General features: G+C 73.9%; 20 protein-coding genes. 14 read left to right on the top strand and 6 right to left on the bottom strand.

Annotation, left to right across the window (positions count from 1 at the left end):
- Window positions 1-33 precede the first annotated feature (33 nt).
- Entirely contained in the window at window positions 34-1,239 is a 1,206-nt protein-coding gene (locus HGA03_RS14795) for an MFS transporter (RefSeq protein ID WP_168631065.1), read from the bottom strand.
- 230 nt (window positions 1,240-1,469) lie between these two features.
- Here HGA03_RS14795 and HGA03_RS14790 point away from each other — a divergent pair, with 230 nt between their 5' ends.
- The 5 genes from HGA03_RS14790 to HGA03_RS14770 all read left to right on the top strand — a co-directional run bounded on the left by HGA03_RS14790 (window position 1,470) and on the right by HGA03_RS14770 (window position 8,586).
- Window positions 1,470-3,113 (top strand): ABC-F family ATP-binding cassette domain-containing protein, encoded by a 1,644-nt coding sequence (locus tag HGA03_RS14790; RefSeq protein ID WP_373307662.1) that lies wholly within the window; start codon window positions 1,470-1,472, stop codon window positions 3,111-3,113.
- A complete protein-coding gene (locus HGA03_RS14785) occupies window positions 3,110-3,583 on the top strand; it encodes an aminoacyl-tRNA deacylase (protein ID WP_168631063.1) in 474 nt (157 codons plus the stop codon). The genes HGA03_RS14790 and HGA03_RS14785 overlap by 4 nt, the downstream gene beginning before the upstream one ends.
- A 182-nt stretch (window positions 3,584-3,765) precedes the next feature.
- Window positions 3,766-4,173: an STAS domain-containing protein gene (locus HGA03_RS14780; RefSeq protein WP_168631062.1), complete on the top strand. Its 408-nt coding sequence runs from the start codon at window positions 3,766-3,768 to the stop codon at window positions 4,171-4,173.
- An 88-nt stretch (window positions 4,174-4,261) separates the two neighbouring features.
- Window positions 4,262-5,404, top strand: a complete 1,143-nt coding sequence (locus tag HGA03_RS14775) for an exonuclease SbcCD subunit D (RefSeq protein WP_168631061.1) — start codon at window positions 4,262-4,264, stop codon at window positions 5,402-5,404.
- Window positions 5,404-8,586 (top strand): AAA family ATPase, encoded by a 3,183-nt coding sequence (locus HGA03_RS14770; protein WP_168631060.1) that lies wholly within the window; start codon window positions 5,404-5,406, stop codon window positions 8,584-8,586. Before HGA03_RS14775 ends, HGA03_RS14770 begins: the two co-directional genes overlap by 1 nt.
- A gap of 8 nt (window positions 8,587-8,594) precedes the next feature.
- On the opposite strand, the gene HGA03_RS14765 is transcribed toward HGA03_RS14770, so the two are convergent.
- On the bottom strand, window positions 8,595-8,954 hold the full coding sequence (locus HGA03_RS14765) for a hypothetical protein (protein WP_239073514.1): 360 nt from the start codon (window positions 8,952-8,954) through the stop codon (window positions 8,595-8,597).
- A gap of 192 nt (window positions 8,955-9,146) precedes the next feature.
- On the opposite strand from HGA03_RS14765, the gene HGA03_RS14760 reads away from it, so the two are divergent.
- Window positions 9,147-9,902: an ABC transporter ATP-binding protein gene (locus HGA03_RS14760; protein WP_168631059.1), complete on the top strand. Its 756-nt coding sequence runs from the start codon at window positions 9,147-9,149 to the stop codon at window positions 9,900-9,902.
- Window positions 9,902-12,421 (top strand): ABC transporter permease, encoded by a 2,520-nt coding sequence (locus HGA03_RS14755; RefSeq protein WP_168631058.1) that lies wholly within the window; start codon window positions 9,902-9,904, stop codon window positions 12,419-12,421. Before HGA03_RS14760 ends, HGA03_RS14755 begins: the two co-directional genes overlap by 1 nt.
- Window positions 12,422-12,466: 45 nt before the next feature.
- Here HGA03_RS14755 and HGA03_RS14750 read toward each other — a convergent pair whose 3' ends face one another.
- Window positions 12,467-13,897, bottom strand: coding sequence for a glucose-6-phosphate dehydrogenase (locus HGA03_RS14750; protein WP_203767318.1), 1,431 nt, complete (start codon window positions 13,895-13,897; stop codon window positions 12,467-12,469).
- 11 nt (window positions 13,898-13,908) lie between these two features.
- The gene (locus HGA03_RS14745; protein ID WP_168631057.1) at window positions 13,909-14,208 is read right to left on the bottom strand and encodes an antitoxin; all 300 of its coding nucleotides are present in this window, start codon (window positions 14,206-14,208) and stop codon (window positions 13,909-13,911) included.
- A 225-nt stretch (window positions 14,209-14,433) separates the two neighbouring features.
- Here HGA03_RS14745 and HGA03_RS14740 point away from each other — a divergent pair, with 225 nt between their 5' ends.
- Complete coding sequence (locus HGA03_RS14740) at window positions 14,434-15,138, top strand: LmeA family phospholipid-binding protein (RefSeq protein WP_168631056.1); 705 nt, start codon at window positions 14,434-14,436, stop codon at window positions 15,136-15,138.
- Window positions 15,139-15,148: 10 nt separating this feature from the next.
- Window positions 15,149-15,982 carry a M50 family metallopeptidase gene (locus HGA03_RS14735; protein ID WP_168631055.1) on the top strand — a complete coding sequence of 278 codons (834 nt, stop codon included), beginning with the start codon at window positions 15,149-15,151 and terminating at the stop codon, window positions 15,980-15,982.
- 58 nt (window positions 15,983-16,040) lie between these two features.
- On the opposite strand, the gene HGA03_RS14730 is transcribed toward HGA03_RS14735, so the two are convergent.
- Window positions 16,041-16,862, bottom strand: a complete 822-nt coding sequence (locus HGA03_RS14730) for an HNH endonuclease family protein (RefSeq protein WP_239073515.1) — start codon at window positions 16,860-16,862, stop codon at window positions 16,041-16,043.
- 96 nt (window positions 16,863-16,958) lie between these two features.
- Here HGA03_RS14730 and HGA03_RS18500 point away from each other — a divergent pair, with 96 nt between their 5' ends.
- Entirely contained in the window at window positions 16,959-17,501 is a 543-nt protein-coding gene (locus tag HGA03_RS18500) for a ribosomal maturation YjgA family protein (protein ID WP_203767320.1), read from the top strand.
- A gap of 152 nt (window positions 17,502-17,653) precedes the next feature.
- Here HGA03_RS18500 and HGA03_RS14720 read toward each other — a convergent pair whose 3' ends face one another.
- Window positions 17,654-18,655 (bottom strand): phosphotransferase enzyme family protein, encoded by a 1,002-nt coding sequence (locus HGA03_RS14720; RefSeq protein WP_168631053.1) that lies wholly within the window; start codon window positions 18,653-18,655, stop codon window positions 17,654-17,656.
- Window positions 18,656-18,849: 194 nt separating this feature from the next.
- Between HGA03_RS14720 and HGA03_RS14715 the strand changes: the two genes are divergently transcribed.
- The 4 genes from HGA03_RS14715 (at window position 18,850) to HGA03_RS14700 (ending at window position 23,596) form a co-directional block, all read left to right on the top strand.
- A complete protein-coding gene (locus HGA03_RS14715; protein ID WP_308439746.1) occupies window positions 18,850-20,199 on the top strand; it encodes an alpha/beta fold hydrolase in 1,350 nt (449 codons plus the stop codon).
- A complete protein-coding gene (locus HGA03_RS14710; protein ID WP_168631051.1) occupies window positions 20,196-20,600 on the top strand; it encodes a hypothetical protein in 405 nt (134 codons plus the stop codon). Before HGA03_RS14715 ends, HGA03_RS14710 begins: the two co-directional genes overlap by 4 nt.
- A gap of 204 nt (window positions 20,601-20,804) precedes the next feature.
- Window positions 20,805-21,854 (top strand): zinc-binding dehydrogenase, encoded by a 1,050-nt coding sequence (locus HGA03_RS14705; RefSeq protein WP_168631050.1) that lies wholly within the window; start codon window positions 20,805-20,807, stop codon window positions 21,852-21,854.
- A 257-nt stretch (window positions 21,855-22,111) separates the two neighbouring features.
- Window positions 22,112-23,596, top strand: coding sequence for a peptide MFS transporter (locus HGA03_RS14700; RefSeq protein WP_168631049.1), 1,485 nt, complete (start codon window positions 22,112-22,114; stop codon window positions 23,594-23,596).
- The last annotated feature ends 60 nt before the right edge of the window (window positions 23,597-23,656 follow it).

The following is a 23,656-nucleotide window of genomic DNA, read 5'->3' as shown; positions in this document are numbered from 1 at the left end:
GCCGGGGGGCGCGAACGGATTCGCGGCGAGCGATCAGCGGGTGGCGGGAACGACCCCCGGTTCCTCCCGCCGCGCCGCCCCGGCGATGGCCAGGCTCAGCACGATGAACGCCCCGACCACCAGCAATGACTGCCGGGTGCCGACCGCCGCCGCCAGCAGGCCGAACAGCGGCGGGGCGGCCAGCGAGGTCACGGTGCTGAACGACGCCACCACCGACACCCGCACACTCGCCCGCAGCGGGTCGTCGGCCGCGGCGGTGGTCGCGATCGGGTTGCCCAGCGCCGCGCCGAAGCCCCAGAGGACCACGCCGATCCAGGCCACCGGCAGCGACGGCCCGGCGACGAACAGCAGCAGCCCGGTCAGCGCCGACACCCCGGACACCCGGAGCACCGCCACCCGGCCGAACCGGTCGATCAGCCGGGTGCCGAAGATCCGGACCACGGTCATCGCCACCACGAAGCTGCCGTAGGCCAGCGCCCCGACCGCCTCCCGCGCGGCGAAGCCCTCCACCACGGCCAGCGGCATCCAGGTGGCGGCGGTGCCCTCGGTGAGCGAGGCGGCCATCAGCACCAGGCCGAGCAGCAGCGTGCGGGGCTCGCGCCAGGCCGACAGCGCCTCCCGGGCCGCGCTGCCACCCTGGGCGGTGGAGCGGTCGCCGGACAGGGTGACCGCCGTCGCCGGGCGCAGTGTCGCCAGCCGGATCGCGGTCCCCACCCCGACCACCACGATCACCTGCACCCCGATGCCGATCCCGGCGCGCGCGAAGCCGGCCGCGATCAGGGCGCCCAGCGCGGCGCCGACCGAGAACAGCGCGTGGAACTGCGGCATGATCGCCCGGCCCATCCGCTGTTCGACCGCCGCCGCGCTGACGTTGATCGACAGGTTCACCAGGGCGGAGGCCACCCCGTTGATCACCGCGCCCGGGATGAACAACAGCACCGACCCGGTCAGCGCCGAGGCGGCGAGCAGCCCGAAGCCCACCACGTTCGCCAGCGCCGCGACGGTCAGGGTCGCCCGGGCGCCGATCCGGGCCACCACCGCACCGCCGGACAGTGCGCCGAGCAGCGACCCGACCCCGCCGATCACCAGCAGCCGGCCGAGCATCGCCGCATCGATGTCGAGCGCGGTCATCAGCGACGGCAGCCGGCTGGTCCAAGACACGTTGATCATGCCGAACAGCGCGAACTGGCCGAGGACGGCGAGTCGCGCGCGGGTGGCCACGGTCGTCGTGGTGGTCACGGTGCAGGTCCTCCCGGAGCGGATCGAGCGCGACGTCGGTCGGCGGTCGATCGGACGCGATCCGGACGGGGCGCGGCCACGCTAGCGAACGGAGTACCGGCGACGGGAACGGAAATACCGTGGACAGCCACCGTTCCCCCGTTCTACCGTCGTCGCCATGTGGATCTGACCGGCTCCGAGTCCTGAGTCCGACTCTCTCGCCGATGCCCTGACGCGCACGGCGGCCGGTGGTGATCCCTTTGTCTCCTTCCACTCCTGTCCTGCGGGCGTCCGCGCTGTCCCGTGCCTACGGCGACCGCCGGGTGCTGACCGACCTGTCCTTCGCCGTCGATCCCGGGCACCGCCTGGGCCTGGTCGGGGAGAACGGGATCGGCAAGTCCACCCTGCTCCGGCTGCTCGCCGGGGTGGAGGAGCCGGACACCGGTGAGGTGCACCGGCCCGCCGACCTGGCCTATCTGGCGCAGGAACCGCCCTTCGGTCCGCTGGCCACCCTCGGCGACGTGATCGGCGGGGCGCTGTCCGAGGTCCGGGCGGTGGCCGCCGAGCTGGAGGCCGCGGCGACCGCGCTCACCGAGGACACCGCCGAGGCGGCCACCCGCTACGACCTGGCGCTGGCCCGCGCCGAGGCCGCCGAGGTCTGGGACGCCGATGCCCGGGCGCAGCGGGTGCTGGCCGGCCTCGGGCTGGGCGAGGTCGATCCCGGGCGCACCTCCGGGTCGTTGTCCGGCGGGCAGCGGTCCCGGCTGGCGCTCGCGGCGGTGCTGATCCGCCGGCCCCGGGCGGTGCTGCTGGACGAGCCGACCAACCACCTGGACGACGACGCTGCCGACTTCCTGGCCGGCGCGCTGGCCGAGTTGCCGGGTGCGGTGGTGCTGGCCAGCCACGACCGGGTGTTCCTGGACGAGGTGGTCACCGAGATCCTGGACCTGGACCCCGGTGTCGAGGGCCCGCGGGTGATCGGCGGCAGCTATACCGACTTCCGGGAGGCCAAGCGGATCGCCCGGGAGCAGTGGCAGCAGCGCTGGCTGGCCGAGCGCGAGGAACTGTCGGCGCTGCGCGCGGCGATCGCCCCGGACGGCAAGGCGCGGCAGGTGGTGCACGGCCGGCCGATGCGGGACAACAACAAGATGGCCTACGGGCGGCACGGCGACTTCGTGCAGCAGCAGGTCGGCCGCCGGGTGCGCAACACCCAGCGCCGGCTGACCGAGCTGGAGCGCGAGCAGGTCCGCAAGCCACCGCGCGAGCTGCGGTTCACCTCGGCGCTGACCGGGACGACCCGGCGCGAGGGCACCCTGATCTCGGTCCGGGACGCGGTGGTGCCGGGCCGGGTCGAGGTCGGGGCGCTGGACGTGCACGCCGACACCGCGCTGCTGGTCACCGGCCCGAACGGCTCCGGCAAGTCGACCCTGCTGCACCTGCTGGCCGGGGATCTGGCCCCGGCGAGCGGCACCGCCTGGCGGGCGAAGGGCGTCACGGTGGCCCTGTTGGAGCAGGACGTCGGCCTGGCCGAGGACGACCGGAGCCCGCTGGCGGTCTACGAGCTGGTCAGCGAGCGGCTGGCCGACCCGGTGCCGTTGCAGGACCTCGGCCTGGTCGCCCCGCGGGACCTGAACCGCCCGCTGCGTGAGCTGTCGGTCGGGCAGCGGCGCCGGGTGGTGCTGGCCCTGCTGGTCGCCCAGACCCCGGACGTGCTGCTGCTGGACGAGCCGACCAACCACATCTCGCTGGCGCTGGCGGACGAGCTCGGCGATGCGCTGCGTACCGCCCCGGGTGCGGTGGTGGTGGCCTCGCACGACCGGTGGCTGCGGCGGCGGTGGCACGGCGAGCAGCTCGAGGTGGTCGACGGCCGGTTGGTGCCTACGCTGAACGCATGAGCGAGGAGCGGGCGGCACGCGCCCTGGCGGAGTCCGGCATCGACCACACGATCACCCGGCACGGCCCGGTGGGGTCGCTGGCCGAGGCGGCGGCGGCGCGCGGGGTCCGGCCGGAGGACATCGTCAAGACCCTGGTGGTGCGGCGCGGCGAGGACGACTACCTGTTCGTGCTGGTGCCGGGCGGACGGGCGATCTCCTGGCCGAAGCTGCGCGAGCTGCTCGGGGTGAAGCGGATGTCGATGCCAGACGCCGCCACCGCCAAGGAGGCCACCGGCTACGAGCGCGGCACGATCACGCCCTTCGGGTCGCTGCACGCCTGGCCGGTGATCGCCGATGCCACGGTGCCCGGGCGGCGGGTGTCGATCGGCGGCGGGGCGCACGGGGTCGCGGCGACGGTGGACGCGGACGACATGATCCGGGTGCTCGGCGCGACGGTGGCGGATGTGACGGAGCCCGAGCCGATCGCGTGATGTTCATGTGCAGGTCAACGATTGGTCGCGTGACCGGGGAACGTCCAGGCGCCTCGATGCGTTCTCCTGGGTGTGTCACGGCGGCCACCAGGTGCCTCCGGGGCGGCGGGACCTGCGGATGCGGGCCGGCCGGACCGGGGGCATGATCCTGCGGCCGCACCTTCCGACAGAGCCGAGGACCGATGGACCCGAATGACGACCCCACCCGGGTGGGCGGGATCGATGTGACCACCTCGCAGGGGTGCACGCTGGTCCGCTTGTGGGGGGAAGTGGACGGGGCGCTGCGCGCGGATGCGAGCACGTCGATGGCGCAGGCGCTGGCCACCGACCAACCGATCCTGGTGGACGCCACCGGGCTCACCTTCATCGATTCCTCGGGGCTGGCGTTCCTGCTGCAGCTGCACCTGGCGGCGGGGGAGACCGGTCAGCGGGTGACGCTGCGCGACCCGGATCGCCAGGTGATCGACCGGCTGGCCCTGATCGGGATGGACCGGGAGTTCGAGCTGGAGAACACCGTGCCGACCCAGGCGGTCACTGCGGTCGTCACCGGGGCGGTCGCCGTGGTCTCCGCCTCCCGGGCCGCCGTCTGACTGTCCACAGACCCGCCGCCACGCCGGTGGTCCCCAGCTGATGCTCCGGATGCACCGAAGTGTCGGTGACCGCGGCTAGCTTCGGGGTATGCGACTGCTCCACACCTCCGACTGGCACCTGGGCCGGACCCTGCACGGGGTCGACCTGACGGCGCACCAGGCGGCGTTCTGCGACCACCTGGTCGAGGTGGTGGCCGAGCAGCGGGTGGACGCGGTGCTGATCGCCGGGGACGTCTACGACCGCGCGATCCCCCCGGTGGAGTCGGTGGAGCTGCTGTCCGGCACCCTGCGGCGGCTGGCGGAGCTGACCACCGTGGTGCTCACCCCCGGCAACCACGACTCGGCGGTCCGGCTCGGCTTCGGCGCCGACCTGCTGTCCGACCGGGTCCGGATCCTGGCCGACCAGCGCCGGATCGACCGGCCGGTGCTGCTGCCCGGCGCGGACGATCCGGGGGTTGCCGTCTACGGCCTGCCCTACCTGGATCCCGACGTCGCCCGGCACACCCTGGCGCCCGAGGGCGAGGTGCTGCCCCGCTCGCACGCCGCGGTGCTGGGCGCCGCGATGGACCGGGTGCGTGCCGACCTGGCCCGGCGGGACGGGGTGCGGTCGGTGGTGCTGGCCCACGCCTTCGTGGTCGGCGGCGAGGCGAGCGAGTCCGAGCGGGACATCCGGGTCGGCGGCGTCGACCACGCGCCCTCGGCGGTCTTCGACGGCATCGACTACGTCGCACTCGGCCACCTGCACGGCCCGCAGCGGATCACCGACACCATCCGGTACTCCGGGTCGCCGCTGGCGTACTCCTTCTCCGAGGCCCGGCACACCAAGTCCAGTGTGCTGGTCGAGCTGCCCGCCACCGGCGCCGCCCGGGTGGAGCTGATCCCGGCGCCGGTGCCCCGGCGGATGACCGACCTGACCGGCACCCTGGACGAGCTGCTGGCCGGCACCGGGCACCAGGACGACTGGGTGCGGGTGACGGTGACCGACCCGCGCCGACCCGAGGACCTGTACCGCCGGGTCAAGGCCCGGTTCCCGCACGCCCTGGTGATCCAGCACCAGCCACCCGCCACCGCCCAGGTCCCGCGCGGTGCCGAGGTCGGACCCGGCCGCGACCCGCTGGAGGTGGTGGCCGACTTCATCGCGCACGTGGGTGGTGCGGCGCCGACCGAGGAGGAGTCCGCGGTGCTGCGCCGGGCCTACGAGCAGGTCATGGCCGCGGAGCGGAGCGCCTGATGCGGCTGCACACCCTCACCCTGCAGGCGGTGGGCCCGTTCGCCGGGCGGTACACCGTCGACTTCGCCGCGCTGTCCGCCGGCGGGCTGTTCCTGCTGGAGGGGCCGACCGGTGCGGGCAAGTCGACCGTGATCGACGCGGTGGTCTTCGCGCTGTACGGCAAGGTCGCGGCCGCCTCGGCCAGCGAGGACCGGTTGCGCAGCGCCTTCGCCGACGAGGACACCGAATCCGTGGTGGACCTCTGCTTCGAGACCGCGCACGGCGTCTACCGGGTCCGGCGCACGCCCGCCTACGACCGGGCCAAGAAGCGCGGCACCGGCACCGTCCGGCAGAACGCCACCGTGAAGCTGTGGCGGCTGACCGCGGTGCCCGACGACCCGCAGTCCGAGCCGGTGGGGGAGATCGTCTCCACCCGGCTGGACGAGGCCGGCGCCGAGCTCACCGCGATCATCGGCCTGGACCGGACCCAGTTCGTGCAGACGATGGTGCTGCCGCAGGGCGAGTTCGCCGGGTTCCTGCGCGCCGAGCCCGAGCACCGGCGGGTGCTGCTGCAACGCATCTTCGGCACCGAGGTCTACGACCGGCTGGAACACCGCCTGGACGAGGACCGCCGGGCCGCCCAGCGCGAGGTCGAGGCCGCCCGCACCGCCGTGCAGCTCGCGGTCGAGCGGTTCTGCGCGGCGGCCGGCCGGAGCGAACCCTTGACCGCGCAGGTGGACGAGGACCTGGCCGGCGTGCTCCGGGAGACCGGCGAGCTGCTGACCGGGGTCCGGGCCGCCGCCGAGGCGAGTGCGGAGGCGGCCACCGCCGCGGGGCTGCGCGCCCAGCAGGCCCGGCAGCACGCCGACACCGCCGCCGAGCGGGTCCGGCGGGTCGAGCGCTGGGTGGCGCTCACCGCGGAGCGGGACCGGATCGCCGCGGCGGCCGAGCGGATCGGCCGGGACCGGGCACGCCTGGACCTGGCGCGCCGGGCCGGCGCCGTCGCCCCGCTGCTGCGCGGCTGGGACGAGGCGCGCGAACGGGTGGCCGCGGCGGACAAGGAACTCGCGGCGGCCCAGGACCGGATGCCGGCCGGGATGCCCGTCGGCGTCGACCCGGGATCGGTCCGCCGGTTGACCGAGCTGCGCGACCGGGCCCGCGACCACGTCGCGACTCTGACCCGGCTGGTCGACCTGGAGTCCGGCCTCGACCGCCGCACCGAGGACCTGGCCCGGCTGCGCGCCGCCGCAGACAGCTGCCGGGCCGCCGTCGCCGACCTGGACCTGCGCCTCGCCGCCCGCCCGGACCAGCGGCAGGACCTGACCGCCGCGCTGGACGCCGCCACCGCCCTGGCGCACACCCTGACCGCGCGGGAGCAGGCCTGGCAGACCGCCGGGAGCGTGCTGGACGCGGTGCGCGAACACGCCACCGTGACCGCCCGCCGGGACCAGGCCGCCGAACACCGATCGCAAGCAGCCGCGTCCGCGCTGGCCGCCGCCGAGCGGGAGAGTGCGCTGCGGGCGGCCCGGCTGCGCGGGATCGCCGGTGAGCTGGCCGGCACCCTCGCCGACGGGGAGCCCTGCCCGGTGTGCGGCGCCGTCGAGCACCCGGCACCGACCGCGCTCGCCGACGGGCACGTCACCGCCGAGCAGGTCGCCGAGGCCGAGGATCAGCGCCGGGCGGTCGAGGAACGACTGCGCGACGCCGATTCCGCCCTGACCGCCCTGGTCGCCCGGGTGTCGGCGCTCGCGGAGCGCACCGGTGGCCGGGATCTGGCCGCCGCCGAGGCCGAGCTGTCCGCCGCTGCCGTGGAGCTGGACGCCGCCCGGTCCGCGGTGGCCGAGCAGCAGCGCTGCGCCGACCGGCTGCGCGACCACGACCGGGCCACCGAGGAGCTGCGGACCCGCCGGGAGGCCGCGGTCGCCGAGCTGGGTCGCGCCGAGCACACCGCCGCTCAGGCCGCCGACCAGCTCGATCGCGACCGCGCCGAGGTGCGCGCCGCACTGGACGGCAACCCGACCGTGGCCGCCCGGCAGAGCGCCGAGCGGTCCCGGGCCGAGGCCGCCGATGCGGTGCTGGACGCCTGGGGTGGGGTGCGGGCCGCCCGGGAGCAGGTCGCGGACTGGCAGCGGCGACTCCGGCACGCGCTGGTGGAGCAGGGATTCCTCGCCGCGCCGGGGCTACCCGCCGGCGATGGCGAGCAGACGCTTCTGGACGGGCGGGGCATGCTGGCCGAACCGGTGGATGCCCTTGACCTGCCGGCGGACGGGACCGGGCTACCGGCGGACGGGGCCGACCTGCCGGCGGACGGGGCCGAGCTGCCGGAGGACGCGGTGGCCGCCGCGCGGGCGGGGGTGCTGCCCGCCGCCGAGGCCGACGCCCTGGATGCCGCGATCACCGCGCACCGGTCGGCCTGGGACCGGGTGCTGGCCGGACTCGCCGAACCCGAGCTGGCCGGGATCGACGCCACCGCCGACCTCGACGCCGACCGCCGTCGCGCCGCCGAGGCGCTGGCCACCGCCGAGGAGCTGCGCGTGAGCGCGGAACAGGCCTCGGCCACCGCGGCGGTGGACCGCCGCCGGGTGACGGAGGCCGACCAGGCCGACCGCCAGGTGCACACCGCCGCGGCGCAGGCCGGGGACCTGCTGCGCCGGGCGGCGCCGGTCACCCGGATGGCCCGGCTGGCGGCGGGGCAGGACGGCGGGCAGGGCCTGTCGCTGGGCACCTACGTGCTGCAACGCCGGTTCGAGGACGTGGTCGCCGCGGCGAACGACCGGCTGCGGCAGATGTCGGACGGCCGCTTCGAGCTCGCCACCTCGCACGAGCGGGAGACCCGCAGCCGCCGACTGGGCCTGGCGATGCGGATCATTGACCACCACAGCGGCGACACCCGCAACCCCAAGACGCTGTCCGGCGGGGAGACGTTCTACGTCTCGCTCTGCCTGGCGCTCGGGCTGGCGGACGTGGTCACCGCGGAGGCCGGTGGGATCGAGCTGGGCACCCTGTTCATCGACGAGGGCTTCGGCAGCCTGGACCCGCACACCCTGGACGCGGTGCTCACCGAGCTCGGACACCTGCGGGCCGGGGGCCGGGTGGTCGGCCTGGTGTCGCACGTCGAGGCGATGAAGTCGGCGATCGCCGAGCGGATCGCGGTGCGGCGGCGGGCGGACGGGTCGTCGTCGCTGAGCGTGATCGCGGGCTGAGGGGCGGCTCACCAGGTCCAGCCGCGCGCGGTCAACTCCACCTCCTCGCGCAGCCGCTCCCACGGGTCGCCCTTCGCCCGGGGCAGCACCTCCACCCCGGCCAGTCGACAGGCCTCCGCCAGCAACTGGTCGTAGGCCAGCTGCCCGGCGATGATCCGCTCCGCCCGGGCCCACGCGCGCGGGTCGTCCTCCAACCGCCGCAGGTGCTGGGCCACGATCGACAGCCGGGTCTGCACCAGCAACGCGTCGAACGGATCGGGGAACCGGGCGAGCGCCGCCGCGGCACGCCGCCTGCGCCGGAGCACGACCAGGACACCACCGGTGATCACCGGCGGGACGAGCACCAGGAGCAGCCAGGACCACGTCATCGTCAGACCCCGCCACCAGGGTAGAACCGCCCGTATCGCTCAGCTCGCCGAGGGAGTAAGGGCTGGTCAGGGGCAGGGTCGGGGGTAAGTCGGGGGTTTCCCCGATGGGCCGGCAGTTTCCGGCTCAGTAGCGTCATTGTGACCAGGTTCACCTGGGCCGGTCGCTGACGCTTTTCAAGGAGAGGGACCCCGATGACGACCACAGAGGCGATCGCCACCGCGCGCGGCCTGGTCAAGACCTACGGCACCGGCGAGGCGGCCGTCCGCGCGCTGGCCGGCGTGGACGTGGACTTCGAGCGCGGCCGGATGACCGCGATCATGGGGCCCTCCGGCTCCGGGAAGTCGACCCTGATGCACTGCATGGCCGGGCTGGACCGGGTCGACTCCGGCGAGGTGGTCGTCGACGGCGAGCCGGTGTCCCGGATGAGCGAGCGCGAGCTGACCAAGCTGCGCCGCACCCGGCTCGGCTTCGTGTTCCAGGCGTTCAACCTGGTGCCGACCCTGACCGCGCTGGAGAACATCACCCTGCCGCTGGACATCGCGCGCAAGCCGGTCGACCGCACCCTGCTGGACCAGGTGGTCGAGGCGGTGGGCCTGAGCGACCGGCTCTCGCACAAGCCCGGCCAGCTCTCCGGTGGCCAGCAGCAGCGGGTGGCGTGTGCCCGGGCCCTGGTCACCCGGCCCGCGGTGGTCTTCGCCGACGAGCCGACCGGCAACCTGGACTCCACCTCCTCCGGTGAGGTGCTCGGCTTCCTGCGCCGGTCGGTGGACCAGCTCGGGCAGTCGGTGGTGATGGTGACCCACGACCCGACGGCGGCGTCGTATGCGCACCGGGTGCTGTTCCTCGCGGACGGCCGCCTGGTCGGCGAGCTGGTCGACCCCACGCCGGAGACCGTCTTGGCGAAGCTCGGTTCGCTCACCCCGCAGCGTGCCGAGGCGGCGCTCTGATGTGGCGGGTGGGCTGGCGCTCGGTGCGGGCGCACATCGGCCGGTTCCTGCTGTCGCTGCTGGCGGTGGCGCTGGGAGTGGCCTTCGTCGCCGGCACGTTCTCGCTGCGGTCGATGATGTCTGGGTCGTTCGCCGGGATCGTGGAGTCCTCCGCCCCGGCTGACGCCTACCTGATGGCGCCCCAGAGCGACGACGACTCGTTGTCCTCGATGGGCAGCACCACCGGGACGGTGCCGCTCACGCTCGCGGACGAGGCGGCCGAGGTGGAGGGTGTCGCCACCGCACTGCCGACCCTCAGTGTGTCGGTGGTGCTGATCGGGGCGGACGGCACCGCGGTGCAGAGCACCCAGGCGCCGAGCATGGCGGTGCTCTGGCACGCCGACGACCCGAACTGGGGTGACCCGGCGGAGGGCCGGGGGCCGCGGGACGCGACGGAGATCGCCCTGGAGAAGGCCACCCTGGAGTCGTCCGGGCTGGAGATCGGGGACACCACCTCGATCGTGCTCGCCGGGCAGCTGACCGAGGTCACCGTGGTCGGGATGATCGACCCCGAGGCGGCGATGATGGGCGCGAGCATCGTGCTGCTGAACGCCGACGCCGCACTGGCCCAGCTGGCTCCGGACGGGCAGGTCGGTTCGGTCGAGATCTACGCCGAGCCGGGCGTCGACCAGGACACCTTGGTCGAACGGCTGGCACCGCTGACCGGCCCCGGCGTCGAGGCGGTCTCCGGCGACGACGTCCGGGCGGACCTCCAGGCCGGGATCGACGACATCCTCGGCTTCGTGGCGACCTTCCTGCTGGTGTTCGCCGGGATCGCCCTGTTCGTCGGCGCGTTCATCATCTCCAACACCTTCGCGATGTCGGTCCGGCAGCGGATGCGCGAGTTCGCGCTGCTCCGGGCGGTCGGCGCCTCGCCGCTCCAGGTGTTCGGCTCGATCCTCGGCCAGGCGGCGATCGTCGGCCTGGTGGGCTCCGCGCTCGGCGTCCTGGGCGGGTTCGGCCTGGTCGAGGTGCTGCGGTCGGTGCTGGGCTCGATGGGGATGGAGATGGCCGGTGACCTGCCGGTCGACACCGCCACCATCGTGGTGTCGATGCTGGTCGGCACCGTGGTCAGTGTGCTGGCCGCCGCCGTCCCGGCCCGGCGTGCCGCACTGGTGCCGCCGGTCGAGGCGATGCGGGACGAGGTGGTCACCACGGAGCGGTCGCTGCGCCCCCGGGCACTCGGTGGCCTGGCGCTGGTGCTGCTCGGTGCCGGGGCGATCGTGGTCGCGGTGTCCCAGGCGGAGGCGAGCTGGGCGCTGACGGTGGACGGGATCGGTGCCGCCGCGGTGCTGATCGGCGTCCTGATGCTCTCCCCGGTGCTGGCTCGCACGGTGGTCGGGGCACTGGCCTGGCCGTTGGCCCGGCTGTTCCGCCCGGTCGGCCGTCTCGCCCGGGGCAATGTGGTCCGCAACCCCCGGCGCACCGCCAACACCGCCGGCGCGCTGATGATCGGGATGGCGCTGGTGGGGGCGGTGTCGGTGATCGCGGTGTCGGCGAAGAGCTCGCTGAGCGATGTCGTCGAACAGCAGACCGATGGCGACTTCGTCTTGTCCGAGATCAGCGGGGCGATCCCCGGCGGTCTGATCGACGACGTCGAGGCGCTGCCGGACGTCGAGGTGGTGGACGCGATGCGGTTCGCCCTCCTGCCGGTCCAGGACGGCGGCGCGGGCATCGTCGCCGGGATCCCGGAGGGGATGTTCGGGCGGTCGATCAACGTCGAGGTGGTCGACGGGTCGCTGGACACGCTGGCCGAGGGTCAGGCCGTGGTGAAGGAGGAGACCGCGGACGCCGACGGCTGGGAGGTCGGCGACCAGGTCACCCTCAACGGCACGGAGTTCACGGTCGGGGCGATCATCTCCACCGAGGTCATCGGCGCCCCGTGGATGGTCGGCCAGTCCGAGCTGGACCAACTCGTCCCGCGGGTGCAGCAGCTGTGTGACGTGGTGATGATCCATGCCGCCCCCGGCGCCGACCTGGACCGGCTGCAGGACGAGCTGACCGCCGCGGCCAAGCCGTACGTGGTGGTGGCGGTGATGTCCGCCGACGAGTGGACCAACTCGTTGGCGGCGCAGGTCGATCAGATCCTGGTGATCATGTACGCGCTGCTCGGGCTGTCCGTGGTGATCGCGGTGCTCGGCATCGTCAACACCCTGGCGCTGTCGGTGATCGAGCGAACCCGGGAGATCGGACTGTTGCGGGCGGTCGGTCTCGGCCGGTTGCAGCTGTCCGGCACCGTGGTGGTCGAGTCCGTGCTCACCGCGGTCTTCGGCACCGTGGTGGGCCTGGTGATCGGGGTGGGGCTGGCCGCGACCCTGCCCCGGCTGATGGAGGACGTCGGCTTCAGCACGCTGTCCATCCCCTGGCTGAACCTGGCCGGGATGGTGGTGCTCGCCGTGGTGGTCGGGGTGATCGCCGCGCTCTGGCCGGCGATCCGCGCGGCCCGGATGAAGGTGCTGGACTCGATCAGCTACGAGTGAGTCCTCGGTGTGGGCCGGGCCGTGGTGGCCCGGCCCACGCCGGTGTCAGTCCTGGTCGCCCAGCACCCAGCCGTCCGGACCGGTCAGCCGGTCCGCGGCCGCCGGTCCCCAGCTGCCCGGCCGGTAGGGCTCCGGCGCCGGGCGGTCCGGCCCCTGCAGCGGGGCGAACGCCCGCCAGGCCGCCCGCAGACCCTCCGGGGTGGTGAACAGCGACCGGTCGCCGACCAGCACGTCGTGCAGCAGCGACCCGTAGGCCGACACCGGTCGGCCGCCGTCGACGTCCTCCAGGGCCAGCGAGGCCGTGCCGGTGCCGAGCCGCAGGTCCGGCCCGGGCCGCTTGACCGTGGTGGTGACTTCGATCGCTCCGTCGCCGGCCAGCGACAGCGCGATCCGGCCGGGTCCGTTGGGTTCGCCGAACAGCTGCTCCGGGGTGCGCAGCACCAGCGTCACCTGCTGGGCCGACCGCGCCATCCGCTTGCCGGTGCGCAGCAGGAACGGCACCCCGCGCCACCGGTCGTTGTCCACCCACAGCCGCGCGGCGACGAAGGTGTCGGTGGACGAGTCGTCGGCGACCCCGTCGATGCCCCGGTAGCCCTCGAACTGGCCCAGCACCACGTCCTCGACCGGGTCCAGCGGCCGGAAGCAGCCGATCATCCGCTCGCGGGCCTCCGCCAGGTGGGCGGCGTCGAACCGGGCCGGCGGCTCCATCGCGACCTCGGCGGCCACCTGGAACAGGTGCGTGACCAGCATGTCCAGGGCGGCGCCGGTGGCGTCGTAGAAGTCGGCCCGGTCGGCGACGTCCAGCGTCTCCGGCAGATCGATCTGCACCTCGGCCACGTGCCGGGCGTTCCACACGCCGCTGAACAGCTCGTTCCCGGACCGCAGCACGTGCAGGTTCTGGGTCGCCTCCTTGCCCAGGAAGTGGTCGATCCGGAACACCTGGTCCTCGTCCAGCACCTCGTGCACCAGGGCGTCCAGCTCCTCGAAGGACTCGGACGAGGTGCCGTAGGGCTTCTCGTACACCACCCGGATGCCGTCGGTCAGGCCGTGGGCGCGCAGGCCGCGGGTGGTCGGGCCGAAGGCGCTCGGCGGCACCGCCAGGTAGTGCACCACCGTCGGCTCGGTGCCGCCGTCGCGCAGGGCCTCGGTCTCCCGGGCGATGGCGTCGACTAGTTCCCCGGGATCGTCCTCGGTGAAGCTGCGGGCATAGTGCAGGTGCCCGTCGAAGACGCCGCCGTCGACGTCCTCCGGCCCGAACTCGCTCAGCGCATCCCGGGCCAGCTCGGCGAAGTCGTCGTCGCTCGCGTCCCGCCGGCCGGTGCCGAGCACGGTCCAGCGGTCGGGCAGCAGCCCGGCCGCGGCGAGCTCGGCGACGGCGGGGAGGACGAGTCGGCGGGCCAGGTCGCCGCGGGCGCCGTGCAGCACCAGCAGCACCGGAGGCTCGGGGGTGGGACGGTCGGTCTCCGGGTGGGGCACGGGGTCTCCGTTCAGTGCGTGGGGTCGGGGCGGGTGCTGGGGGAGTCGTGGCGGGCGCCCGCGGGACGGTGCTCGTCCGGGCGGGCGGGGTCGGCGTCACGGTGGCCGGCCGCGGACTCGCCGTGGCCGTGCTCGCCCTGCTTCGCCAGGAAGTCCTTGGCCTTGTCGACCGCCGAGTCGATCTTGCGGTCGGTGCTGTCGCCGGTGCGGGACTTGACCGCATCGGCCGCCTTGTCGAGTGCTCCGGCCACCTGGTCCTCACGACCGGCCAGTGCCTGCTTCGCCTTGTCGACGTAGTCGCCGATGCCCATCTGCCGCCCCTGTCTCGTGCTGGTCGCCGGTCCACCGCCGGCCTGGATCGAGTCAACGCGGCGGCCCAGCCACCCGCAACCGCTGCCGCGACACCTGGGGACCACGGCAGAAATCCCGGGCACTGTGGACAACTCGGAGGTGAGGACGGGCCGAGCGCGTGAATGTCCGGCAGAGATCGGCGATCCCGGGCACCCCGGAACGCCCGGCCACGTACTGTCGGGCCCGTGCCTGCCGATCGACGCCGCCGACGTGGCTGCCTGGTCACGTTCGTCCTCGCCCTGGTCCTGCTCGCCGGAGGCGCGCTGCTCGCGGAGTACGCCAGTCGCTCGCTGGTGCAGAGCCTGGCCTCCGACGCCGTGCGCAACGGGCTGCACACCGACCGCAGTCTCGACGTCGACGTGCCGCAGACCCCGGTGCTGCCCCAGCTGATCCGCGGCGAGCTCCGGGAGGTCGACGTCACGGCGGACACCGCCCGGATCCGCGGGGTCGACATCGTGGACGTCCAGGCCCAGGCCACCGGTGTGCGGATCCGTGGCGAACGAGGCGCCGACGAGGTCACGGTCACCGCGACCCTGCCGTCGAGCACCATGCAGTCCCTGCTCGCCGAGCGCACCGGCTGGGACCTCCAGGTCGCCGAGCAGGACGGACTGCTCGTGCTCTCCGGCGAGACGCTGGGCGTGCCGCTGTCGGTGTCCCTGCAGGTCGCGGCCACCGACGGCGCGCTCACCGCCACGATCACCCAGACCACCATCGGTGGGGTCACGGTGGATGCGGTCCAGCTCCCGCTCGGCCTGAACGACCAGCTGGGCAACCTGGCCGGCATCACCGATCAGCTCGCCGCGCAGGCCACGATCGATGACGCCGAGGTGGTCGACGGCGGACTCCAGGTCACTCTCGTCCTGCGCGACGTCCTGATGGACGACCTGTGACCGGGGCGGGGTGAACGACATCCTCGACGGGATCGGCTCGCTGATCGCCGAGATCTGGCAGCGCGCCACCACCGCCCAGCCCGAGGCCGGGGCGCCGGTGGTGCTCGGCACGTTGGTGGCCGTGCTGGCCTGCCTGGTGGTGCCATGGGCGTGGCACCTGGCCCGGCACCTGCTGACGATCGTGCACGAGGCGGCGCACGCCCTGGTGGCGGTGCTCTCCGGCCGTCGGCTGTCCGGCATCCGGCTGCACGCCGACACCTCCGGCCTGACCGTGTCGGTCGGCAAACCGCGCGGGCCGGGGATGGTCGCCACCGCGTTCGCCGGGTATCCCGGGCCCGCGGTGCTCGGCCTCGGGGCGGCGTGGCTGCTCGGGCGGGGCTACGCGGTCGGGCTGCTGTGGCTGCTGCTGATCGCGCTGGCGCTGCTGCTGGTGCAGATCCGGAACTGGTACGGCCTGTGGGCGGTGCTGGTGACCGGGGTGCTGCTGGTCGCGGTCAGCTGGTGGGGGAGCGCGGCGGTGCAGGTCGCGGTGGCGTACGCGGTGACCTGGTTCCTGCTGCTCGGGTCGCCGCGCGCGGTGCTGGAGATGCAGGCCGGCCGCCGCCGGGGCGGTCGTGGCTCCGGTGGGTCGGATGCCGACGTGCTTGCCCGGATCACACCGCTGCCCGGCGGGTTCTGGGTCGGGGCGCTGCTGCTGGTCTGCGTCGCGGCCCTCGCGCTGGGCGGCTGGTGGCTGCTGGACGGCACGGTGCTGGGGGACGGCGCGGTGCTGGGGGATGGCACGGTGCTGCGGGACGGCTTGGCGCTGCTGGACGGCACGGCGCTGGGGGCGATGGCGGCGTGACCGCTCGGCTGGGTGACCGGATTGCGGCACGATCCGTCCCGCCCCCGTCCCTTGGCCGCTACCCGGCGGTGACGCAGGTGCCGAGCTGTCGGTCCATCGCCTCCGACTCGGCCGCGGTCACCCACAGCCCGTAGGCCGCCTTCACCCGGATCTGCTGCACCACATAGGCGCAGCGGAAGCCGGTGCTCGGCGGCAACCAGGTCGCGGCGTCGCCGTCCCCCTTCGCCTGGTTGATCCCCCCGTCCACCGCGAGCAGGTTCGCCGGGTCGTTGGCGAACTCCTTGCGGGTCTCCGCGTCCCACTGCTGGGCGCCCTTCTGCCAGGCGTCCGACAACGCCACCACGTGGTCGATCTGCACCGCTGCGCTGTCCGGTCCGCGTTCGAAGTCGATCGTCCCGCCGCCGTACGGGTCCACCAGGGTGCCGGTGAGCACCACACAGTCCCGGGTGCCGTCCTCGAACGTGAGGTCGGTCAGGTCGCGGGCCAGCACGTCGTTGCGGGTGTCGCAACCGTTCCGGTCCACATCCGCCCAGGCCGCACCGAATTCGTCCCGGCTGTACCCGGTCCGGGGCGCGCGACCCTTCACCTCCAGGGCGGCCAGCTCCTGCTCGGCGCGGTCCAGGTCGGCGGCGGTGATCGGGAACCGCGCCGACTCCTGGTGCTGCTGCCAGACCGGGAGCCCGGCGCCGACCGCCACCGTGATGGCCAGCAGCAGCCACAGCCAACCGGTGCGGCGCCGACCACCCCGACGGGGACCTGTGCCGCCAGGCCGGAGTCCGGTGCGGGCCCGGCTGGTGAGCGCACCGGCGCGACCGGCCGGACGGGCGCCACCGGGACGGCGGCGGGCAGGGGTGCGGGGGGATCGGGTGGAGCTGGGCACGGGGGCACCCTGGCACATCACACCCACACCGGATCGCCACGGCACGGACCCCGAGCACCCACCGGGCTCGCGGGCCTGGTCCCTAGCCTCGGGCACATGACCAGCGGGACCGGCGGGCAGCCGGGCAGCGGAACAGGCGATCGCGCGACCACCGACGTGGTCGGGCACCGCACGAGCACGCCGGACCGCGATCCCACCCCGGACCTCGACTCCACTCCCGGCGCACAGCCGGACGAGCGGGCCGCGCCCACCCGCCGACGGGCGAGCACCCCCGTCACCCTGCTCAGCCTGGCGGCGGTCGTGGCGGTGGGCCTGCAGGTCGCCCGGTTCGGTTCGGCGGGCTGGGCGGACATGGCGGGCGGTGCTCTGTACGCGGCGATGGCGGTGCTGATCGCTCGGTTGGTGCTGCCGGCGGCGTCCCCGTGGATGCAGGCGGTGCTCGGGCTGGGCTGGTGCTGGCTGGTGGAGTTCGCCCAGCTCACCGACGTGCCGACCACGGTGGTCGACGCTTTCCCGCCGGCGCGGTTCGTGCTCGGCACCACCTTCAACGCGGCCGACCTGGTGGCGTACGCGGTGGGGGCGGTGGGCTGTGCGGCGGTCATCGTGCTGTCCTCTCGGCGGTGGTCCCGGTCACGCTGACAGCGATCGGGCTGGGAGCAGACGAGGACGGGTCGGCCCTGGGGACCACGGCTGCCGATCGGTGGCTGTGGACAGTCGAAGGATGGTCGGCTGCGGGCAGGCGGTGGCCCCAGCCCGGCCAACCTCAGCAGCCCGTCGGTGGTCCAGCCTCGTCAGCTCAGCAGCCAGTCCGGCGCCCGCAGGAACCGCTGCGCCACCTGTGCCACCCGCGCCTCGGCCTCCTTGCCGGCACCGACCCGTCCGAACCACTGCAACTGCCGCAGCATCACCAGCGCACACGCCGCGACCGCATCGGCCCGGGTGAGGGGCCGCACCGACTGGTAGCCCGCCGCCCACGCCTGGGCCTGGGCGGTGTCGGGCGGTCCGCCGGTGTCCCAGCTCAGGGCCGCCGCCAGGTCGAGCATGAACCAGCTGAACCCGGAGCTGTCGAAGTCGACCACGGTCACCCCGTCGGCGGTGAGGATCAGCTTCTCCGGGCGGAGGTCGCCGTGCACCAGGCCCCAGGTGTCCGGCGCCCGGGAGGCGCCGCGCAGCAGGTCGAGGGCGCACTGTTCGGCGCGGTCGAGCAGGGCGGTGGCGGCGGGGTCGGCCGGGAGCGATCGCCAGTCGCCCCAGCGGGCGCCGGTGCCGACCAGGTCGGTGGTGTCCCAGGTGGGGCGGACGAACCCGCGGGGCCGGTGGTAGTCGAGGGCGTGCTCGTGCATCCGGGCGGCGGTGGCGCCGAGCAGGGCCAGGCAGGTGAACGGGTCGCCGTCGTCGTCGAGCTCGTCGCGGAGGGTGTGGTCGCCGGCCCAGGTGGTGGTCAGGCAGATCCAGTGCCGGTCGTCGTCGTCGGAGAGCAGGGCGACGTCCCGGCCGTCGGCGGGGGTGATCACCGCGGGGACCCGCACCACCCCGGCGGCGTCGAGGTCGGTCATCCAGGCGACCTCGGACTCGGCGGCGGCGGTGTCCTCCATGTACGGCGGGACGGAGAGCCGGGCGACCGCGACCGGCGCCCGGTCCACCAGCACCAGGAAGCTGGCGTGCAGGTCGGCGGCGATCAGGCGGAGCCGGGTGCGCTGCGGTTCCCAGCCCCAGGCGGCGCACAGACCGTCGCGCAGCCAGTCCGGGGGGAAGCCCGGCGCGAGCAGACCTGCGACCGGTCCGGGTCTCACCCGCAGTCGCTGTGCCGGATTGGTGGCGCTCATCATCGACCCCCCGCTCGCCCGTTGGTGGCCCTGAGTGTCCGGAGCCGGTTCCGGGGTGGACAAGGCGTCGTGGGCGGATTTCACGCAGGTGTTACCCAGGCCGGGCGCTGCTGTCGCGGGGGAAACCTGGTGGACGCATGGGTGCCGCCTACGCTGGCGCGGTGACCGCCGACCCCGCGCCGATCCCCGCCCCGTCCGCTGCTTCCGGATCGCCCCGGTCGGGGCAGCACCGCGACCTGCCGCCGCACCGGGTGCGCGAGCACCGCCTGACCGTGCCGGTCGATCACGCCGATCCGGCCCGGTTCGGCAGCATCGAGCTGTTCGCCCGCGAGCTGGTGGACCCGGCCCGGGACGGCGAGGACCTGCCGCTGCTGCTGTTCCTGCAGGGTGGTCCGGGTGGTGCCGGGCCGCGCCCGCTCGGCGGTGGCTGGTGGACGACGGCGCTGCGCACGCACCGGGTGGTACTGCTGGATCAGCGGGGCACCGGGCGATCGTCCCGGATCGACGGCCGGACCGTGGCGGCGATGGACCCGGCCGTGGCGGCCGAGTACCTGGCGTGCTTCCGGGCGGACGCGATCGTGCAGGACGCCGAACTGGTGCGCCGGGCGGTCTACGGCGGGCGGCGCTGGGCGACCCTCGGCCAGTCCTACGGCGGCTTCTGCACGCTGACCTACCTGTCCCGGCATCCCGAGGCGCTGACCAGCTGCTACGTCACCGGCGGCCTGCCCGGCACCACGGCCACCGCGGAGGACGTGTACGCCCGGACCTTCACCCGGCAGCTGGCCCGGAACCGTGCGTTCGCCACCCGGTACCCGGAGGACCAGCGCCTGCTGGATGCCCTGGCCGACCGGCTCGCCGTGGGGGACGTCCGGCTGCCGAACGGCGACGTGTTCCACGTGGAACGGCTGCGCACCCTGGGCATGTCGTTCGGGATGAGCACCGGGGTGGACGCGCTGCACTGGGCGCTGGACACCATCGACCTCGGGCCGGACGGGGTGCCGTCGCCGGCATTCCTGCAGTGGGCGCAGACCGAGACCGGCTTCGACGCCAACCCGCTGTACCTGACCCTGCAGGAGGTGATCTACCACCAGGGCGAGCGGTCCGGGGGGTGGGCGGCCGAGCAGGAGCGGGACCGGCGACCCGCGTTCGCCGCCGATGCCCGGCCGCTGGCGCTCACCGGTGAGGCGGCCTTCAGCTGGATGTTCCGGGACGTCGCCGCGCTGCGTCCGTTCCAGGCAGCCGCCGAGCTGCTGGCCGCCCGGACCAGCTGGCCCGCGCTCTACGACCTCGACCGGCTGGCCGCCAACGAGGTGCCGCTGGCCGCAGTGCAGTACCTGGACGACCCCTATGTGGACATCGACCTGGCCCTGGACACCGCGGCCGCGATCGGCAACGCGCAGGTCTGGGCCACCAACGAGTACCTGCACGACGGGCTGCGGGTGGCCGGCGACGTCATCCTGCCTCGGCTGTTCGACCTGGCGGCGGGGCGGTGGACGGTGACGGGTCGGTGAGTTCCGACCGGACTCCCTGGCGCCAGTCCCCGGAGCAGGAGCAGGCGGAGGACCGGCTGGAGGAGTGGGCGGGCGAACCGGGTCCGCCGCCGGCCGGCGCCTATCCCCCGGAGGACGAGGTGCTGCCGCCGGACGGGCTGCCCGGCGCGCTGCCCTGGCAGATGGCGGACGGCTCCACCGCTCTGCTGCCGGTGAGCTACGACCCGGGCCGGGTCACCGAGCTTGCCCCCGGGCTGTACCAGGCCGGATACAGCACGTACGGTGCCGGACCGCAGGGCGCGGCGACGCTGCGGTTCCGGGCGGCCGACCCGGACCAGGCCGCGGCGGCGATCCAGGACCGTGCCGCGGCGCTGGACAGCGAGCGTGATCCGGCCGGGCCGCCGACGCCGTTCACCTACTGAGCCGCCTGGGTGGTCCGGAAGTCCTAGGTGCTGCCGGAGGTTCGGGCGAATTGCCGGTCTCGCACGCGCTCTCAGAGCTGAAATCGGGACTTTGGTCCTGACCGGTGGCGTGCCCGTCCTGGGCTCAATGGCCCTTGACGGTCCCCTCAACGGCGAGGCGACCCCGGTCGGCGGGCACGGTCGCCCGCCGGAGAGGAGTGCGTGATGAAGGCTCTCGTCTATCACGGTCCCGGGCACAAGGAGTGGGAGGACGTCCCCGACGCCCACGTCCTGGAACCGACCGACGTGGTGGTGCAGGTGGACACCACCACGATCTGCGGCACCGACCTGCACATCCTGCTCGGTGACGTCCCGGCGGTGACCGACGGCCGGATCCTCGGGCACGAGGCGGTCGGCACGGTGGTCGAGACCGGCACGGCGGTGGGCAAGTTCGCGGTCGGCGACCGGGTGGTGGTCCCGGCGATCACCTCCTGCGGCACCTGCCCGTACTGCCGCACCGGCAAGGCCAGCCACTGCCAGTCGGTGGGCGGCATCGGCTGGATCCTCGGCCACCTGGTGGACGGCACCCAGGCGGAGTTCGTCCGGGTCCCGTTCGGCGACACCTCGCTGCACCGGGTGCCGCAGGGGCTCACCGACGAGGAGGTCATCTTCCTGTCCGACATCTTCCCGACCGGGTACGAGATGGGCGTCCGCAACGGCGCGGTCTCGCCCGGCGACTCGGTGGTGTGCATCGGCGCCGGCCCGGTCGGCCTGGCGGCGATGGCGACCGCCCACCTGCACGGGGCCAAGCGGATCATCGCGGTGGACCTGGACCCGTTCCGCCGCGACCGCGCGATGCAGGACTTCGGCGCCACCCACGCGGTGGACTCCGGGGTCGAGGGCTGGCAAGAGGAGATCCGGGCGCTGTGCGGTGGCCGGGGCGCGGACGTGGTGATGGAGGCGGTCGGCATCCCGGCGACCCTGGAGGCGTCCTTCGACCTGGTCCGGCCGTACGGGCACATCGCGAACATCGGCGTGCACGGCCACCCGGTGACCCTGCCGATCGACCGGCTGTGGATCGAGAACATCACGATCACGATGGGACTGGTGGACGGGGTGACCGCCCCGATGCTGCTGGACCTGGTCGCCGAGGGGCAGCTGGACATCCGGCCGATGGGGACGCACACCTTCCGGCTGGACCAGATGCACGAGGCCTACGAGGTCTTCGGCAAGGCAGCCTCGAACAAGGCGCTCAAGGTGGTGCTGCGCCGCTGAACCCCACGGTGACGGCCCGGCACCGGGGGCCGGGCCGTCACCGCGGTCATCCCCGGGGCGGTCACACCCGCATGGTCGACGGCCCGCGACTCCCCCAGAACTCGTGCGGTGGGGCGCCGGTGTCCACCCGGGCGGCGACGTCGGCGTCCGGATCGGTGCTCTCCAGGGCGTACACCGGTGGTCCGGGGCTCGACCGTCGGCTGAGTGTGGTCCGGCTCTGCGGGCCGAGTGCCCTCGTCAGGGCTACCGTCGGGGAAGTGACCGCTGCACTGCCCGCCCCCGAGAAGACCTTCTTCGGTCATCCGCGCGCGCTCTCCACCCTGTTCTTCGTCGAGATGTGGGAGCGGTTCTCCTACTACGGGATGCGCGCGCTGCTGGTGCTCTACCTGGTGCAGCCGCTGACCTCGGACAACCCCGGGCTGGACCTGGACGACGGGGTCGCCAAGGCGATCTACGGCACCTACTCCGGGCTGGTGTACCTGACCCCGCTGGCCGGTGGCTGGATCGCGGACCGGCTGATCGGGCTGCGGCGCGCGGTGCTCTGGGGCGGGATCGTGATCGCCTCCGGGCACTTCCTGATGGCGGTGCCGGCCGAGCCGACGTTCTGGGTCGGGCTGCTGGCGATCGCGCTGGGCACGGGCCTGCTCAAGCCGAACATCTCCGGGATGGTCGGCAAGCTCTACGCCGAGGGCGACGACAAGCGGGACGCCGGCTTCTCCCTGTTCTACATGGGGATCAACCTGGGGTCGTTCGTGGCGCCGCTGATCTGCGGCTGGCTGGGCCAGGGCTACAACTGGCACCTCGGCTTCGGCGCCGCGGGTGTCGGCATGACCCTCGGCCTGGTGCAGTACGCGATCGGCCGGCGCCGGCTGCACGGGGTCGGCGACCAGCCCGAACTGCCCGCCACCGCCCGGGAACGCCGGTCGTTGGGGATCGTGGCGGTGATCGTGGTGGTCGGCCTCGGCGCGCTGATCACCGTGCTGTCCCTGCTCGGCCAGGAACCGGTGACCGCCGTGACCTCCTCGGTGTCCATCCTGATCCTGGTGGTGCCGGTCTGGTACTTCTGGCAGATCCTGCGCGGCACCCGCGGCGCCGAGGACCCGCACGCCCGGCGCAAGGTCACCGCGTTCATCTGGCTGTTCGCCGGGGCCGCGGTGTTCTGGATGGTCTTCGAGCAGTCCGGGTCGACGCTGAGCCTGTTCGCCGAGCAGGTGACGAACCTGTCGGTGACCAGCGGCTTCGCCATCCCGGCGTCCTGGATGCAGTCGGTGGAGCCACTGTTCGTGATCATCTTCGCGCCGGTGTTCTCCGCGATCTGGCTGCGCTGGGGCGCCCGGGCGCCGCGGACGTCGGTGAAGTTCGCGCTGGCGCTGGTGATCGTCGGGGCGTCGTTCCTGGTGCTGATCCTGCCGATGTCCAGCTTCAACGACGACGGCACCCGGGCCACCGTGTGGTGGCTGGTCGGGGTCTACCTGCTCCAGACCTGGGGCGAACTGCTGCTGTCGCCGAACGGGCTGTCCGCGACCACCCGGCTGGCCCCGGCCGGGTCACTCGGGCAGTTCCTGGCGCTGTGGTTCCTGGCCACCTCGGTCGGCACCACGATCGGTGGTCAGATCGCCGGGGCCACCGACGATGACCCGGTGCTGTCCTTCGCGCTCTGCGGCGGGATCGCGGTGCTGTTCGGCCTGGTGATGTTCGGCGCGGTCAAGCGGATCAACGCGTTGATGGCCGACGTGCACTGACTGCGCGGGTGGTGCGGACCCGGATGCGCCGGCGTCCCGCCCCGCGCCGTCCGTCGTCCC

It is taken from the genome of Cellulomonas denverensis (assembly GCF_012396125.1).
GTDB classification, from domain to species: domain Bacteria; phylum Actinomycetota; class Actinomycetes; order Actinomycetales; family Cellulomonadaceae; genus Cellulomonas; species Cellulomonas denverensis.
The sequence above is the reverse complement of the archived record's forward strand: the minus strand, read 5'-3'. Positions and strand labels throughout refer to the sequence as shown.

What these genes read in the sequence shown, in the direction of transcription:
- HGA03_RS14775 (WP_168631061.1), top strand. Translation starts at nt 4,262, where the DNA reads ATGCGACTGCTCCACACCTCCGACTGGCACCTGGGCCGGACCCTGCAC.
- HGA03_RS14765 (WP_239073514.1), bottom strand. Translation starts at nt 8,954, where the DNA reads ATGACGTGGTCCTGGCTGCTCCTGGTGCTCGTCCCGCCGGTGATCACC.
- HGA03_RS14780 (WP_168631062.1), top strand. Translation starts at nt 3,766, where the DNA reads ATGGACCCGAATGACGACCCCACCCGGGTGGGCGGGATCGATGTGACC.
- HGA03_RS14755 (WP_168631058.1), top strand. Translation starts at nt 9,902, where the DNA reads ATGTGGCGGGTGGGCTGGCGCTCGGTGCGGGCGCACATCGGCCGGTTC.
- HGA03_RS18500 (WP_203767320.1), top strand. Translation starts at nt 16,959, where the DNA reads ATGACCAGCGGGACCGGCGGGCAGCCGGGCAGCGGAACAGGCGATCGC.
- HGA03_RS14785 (WP_168631063.1), top strand. Translation starts at nt 3,110, where the DNA reads ATGAGCGAGGAGCGGGCGGCACGCGCCCTGGCGGAGTCCGGCATCGAC.
- HGA03_RS14745 (WP_168631057.1), bottom strand. Translation starts at nt 14,208, where the DNA reads ATGGGCATCGGCGACTACGTCGACAAGGCGAAGCAGGCACTGGCCGGT.
- HGA03_RS14760 (WP_168631059.1), top strand. Translation starts at nt 9,147, where the DNA reads ATGACGACCACAGAGGCGATCGCCACCGCGCGCGGCCTGGTCAAGACC.
- HGA03_RS14770 (WP_168631060.1), top strand. Translation starts at nt 5,404, where the DNA reads ATGCGGCTGCACACCCTCACCCTGCAGGCGGTGGGCCCGTTCGCCGGG.
- HGA03_RS14705 (WP_168631050.1), top strand. Translation starts at nt 20,805, where the DNA reads ATGAAGGCTCTCGTCTATCACGGTCCCGGGCACAAGGAGTGGGAGGAC.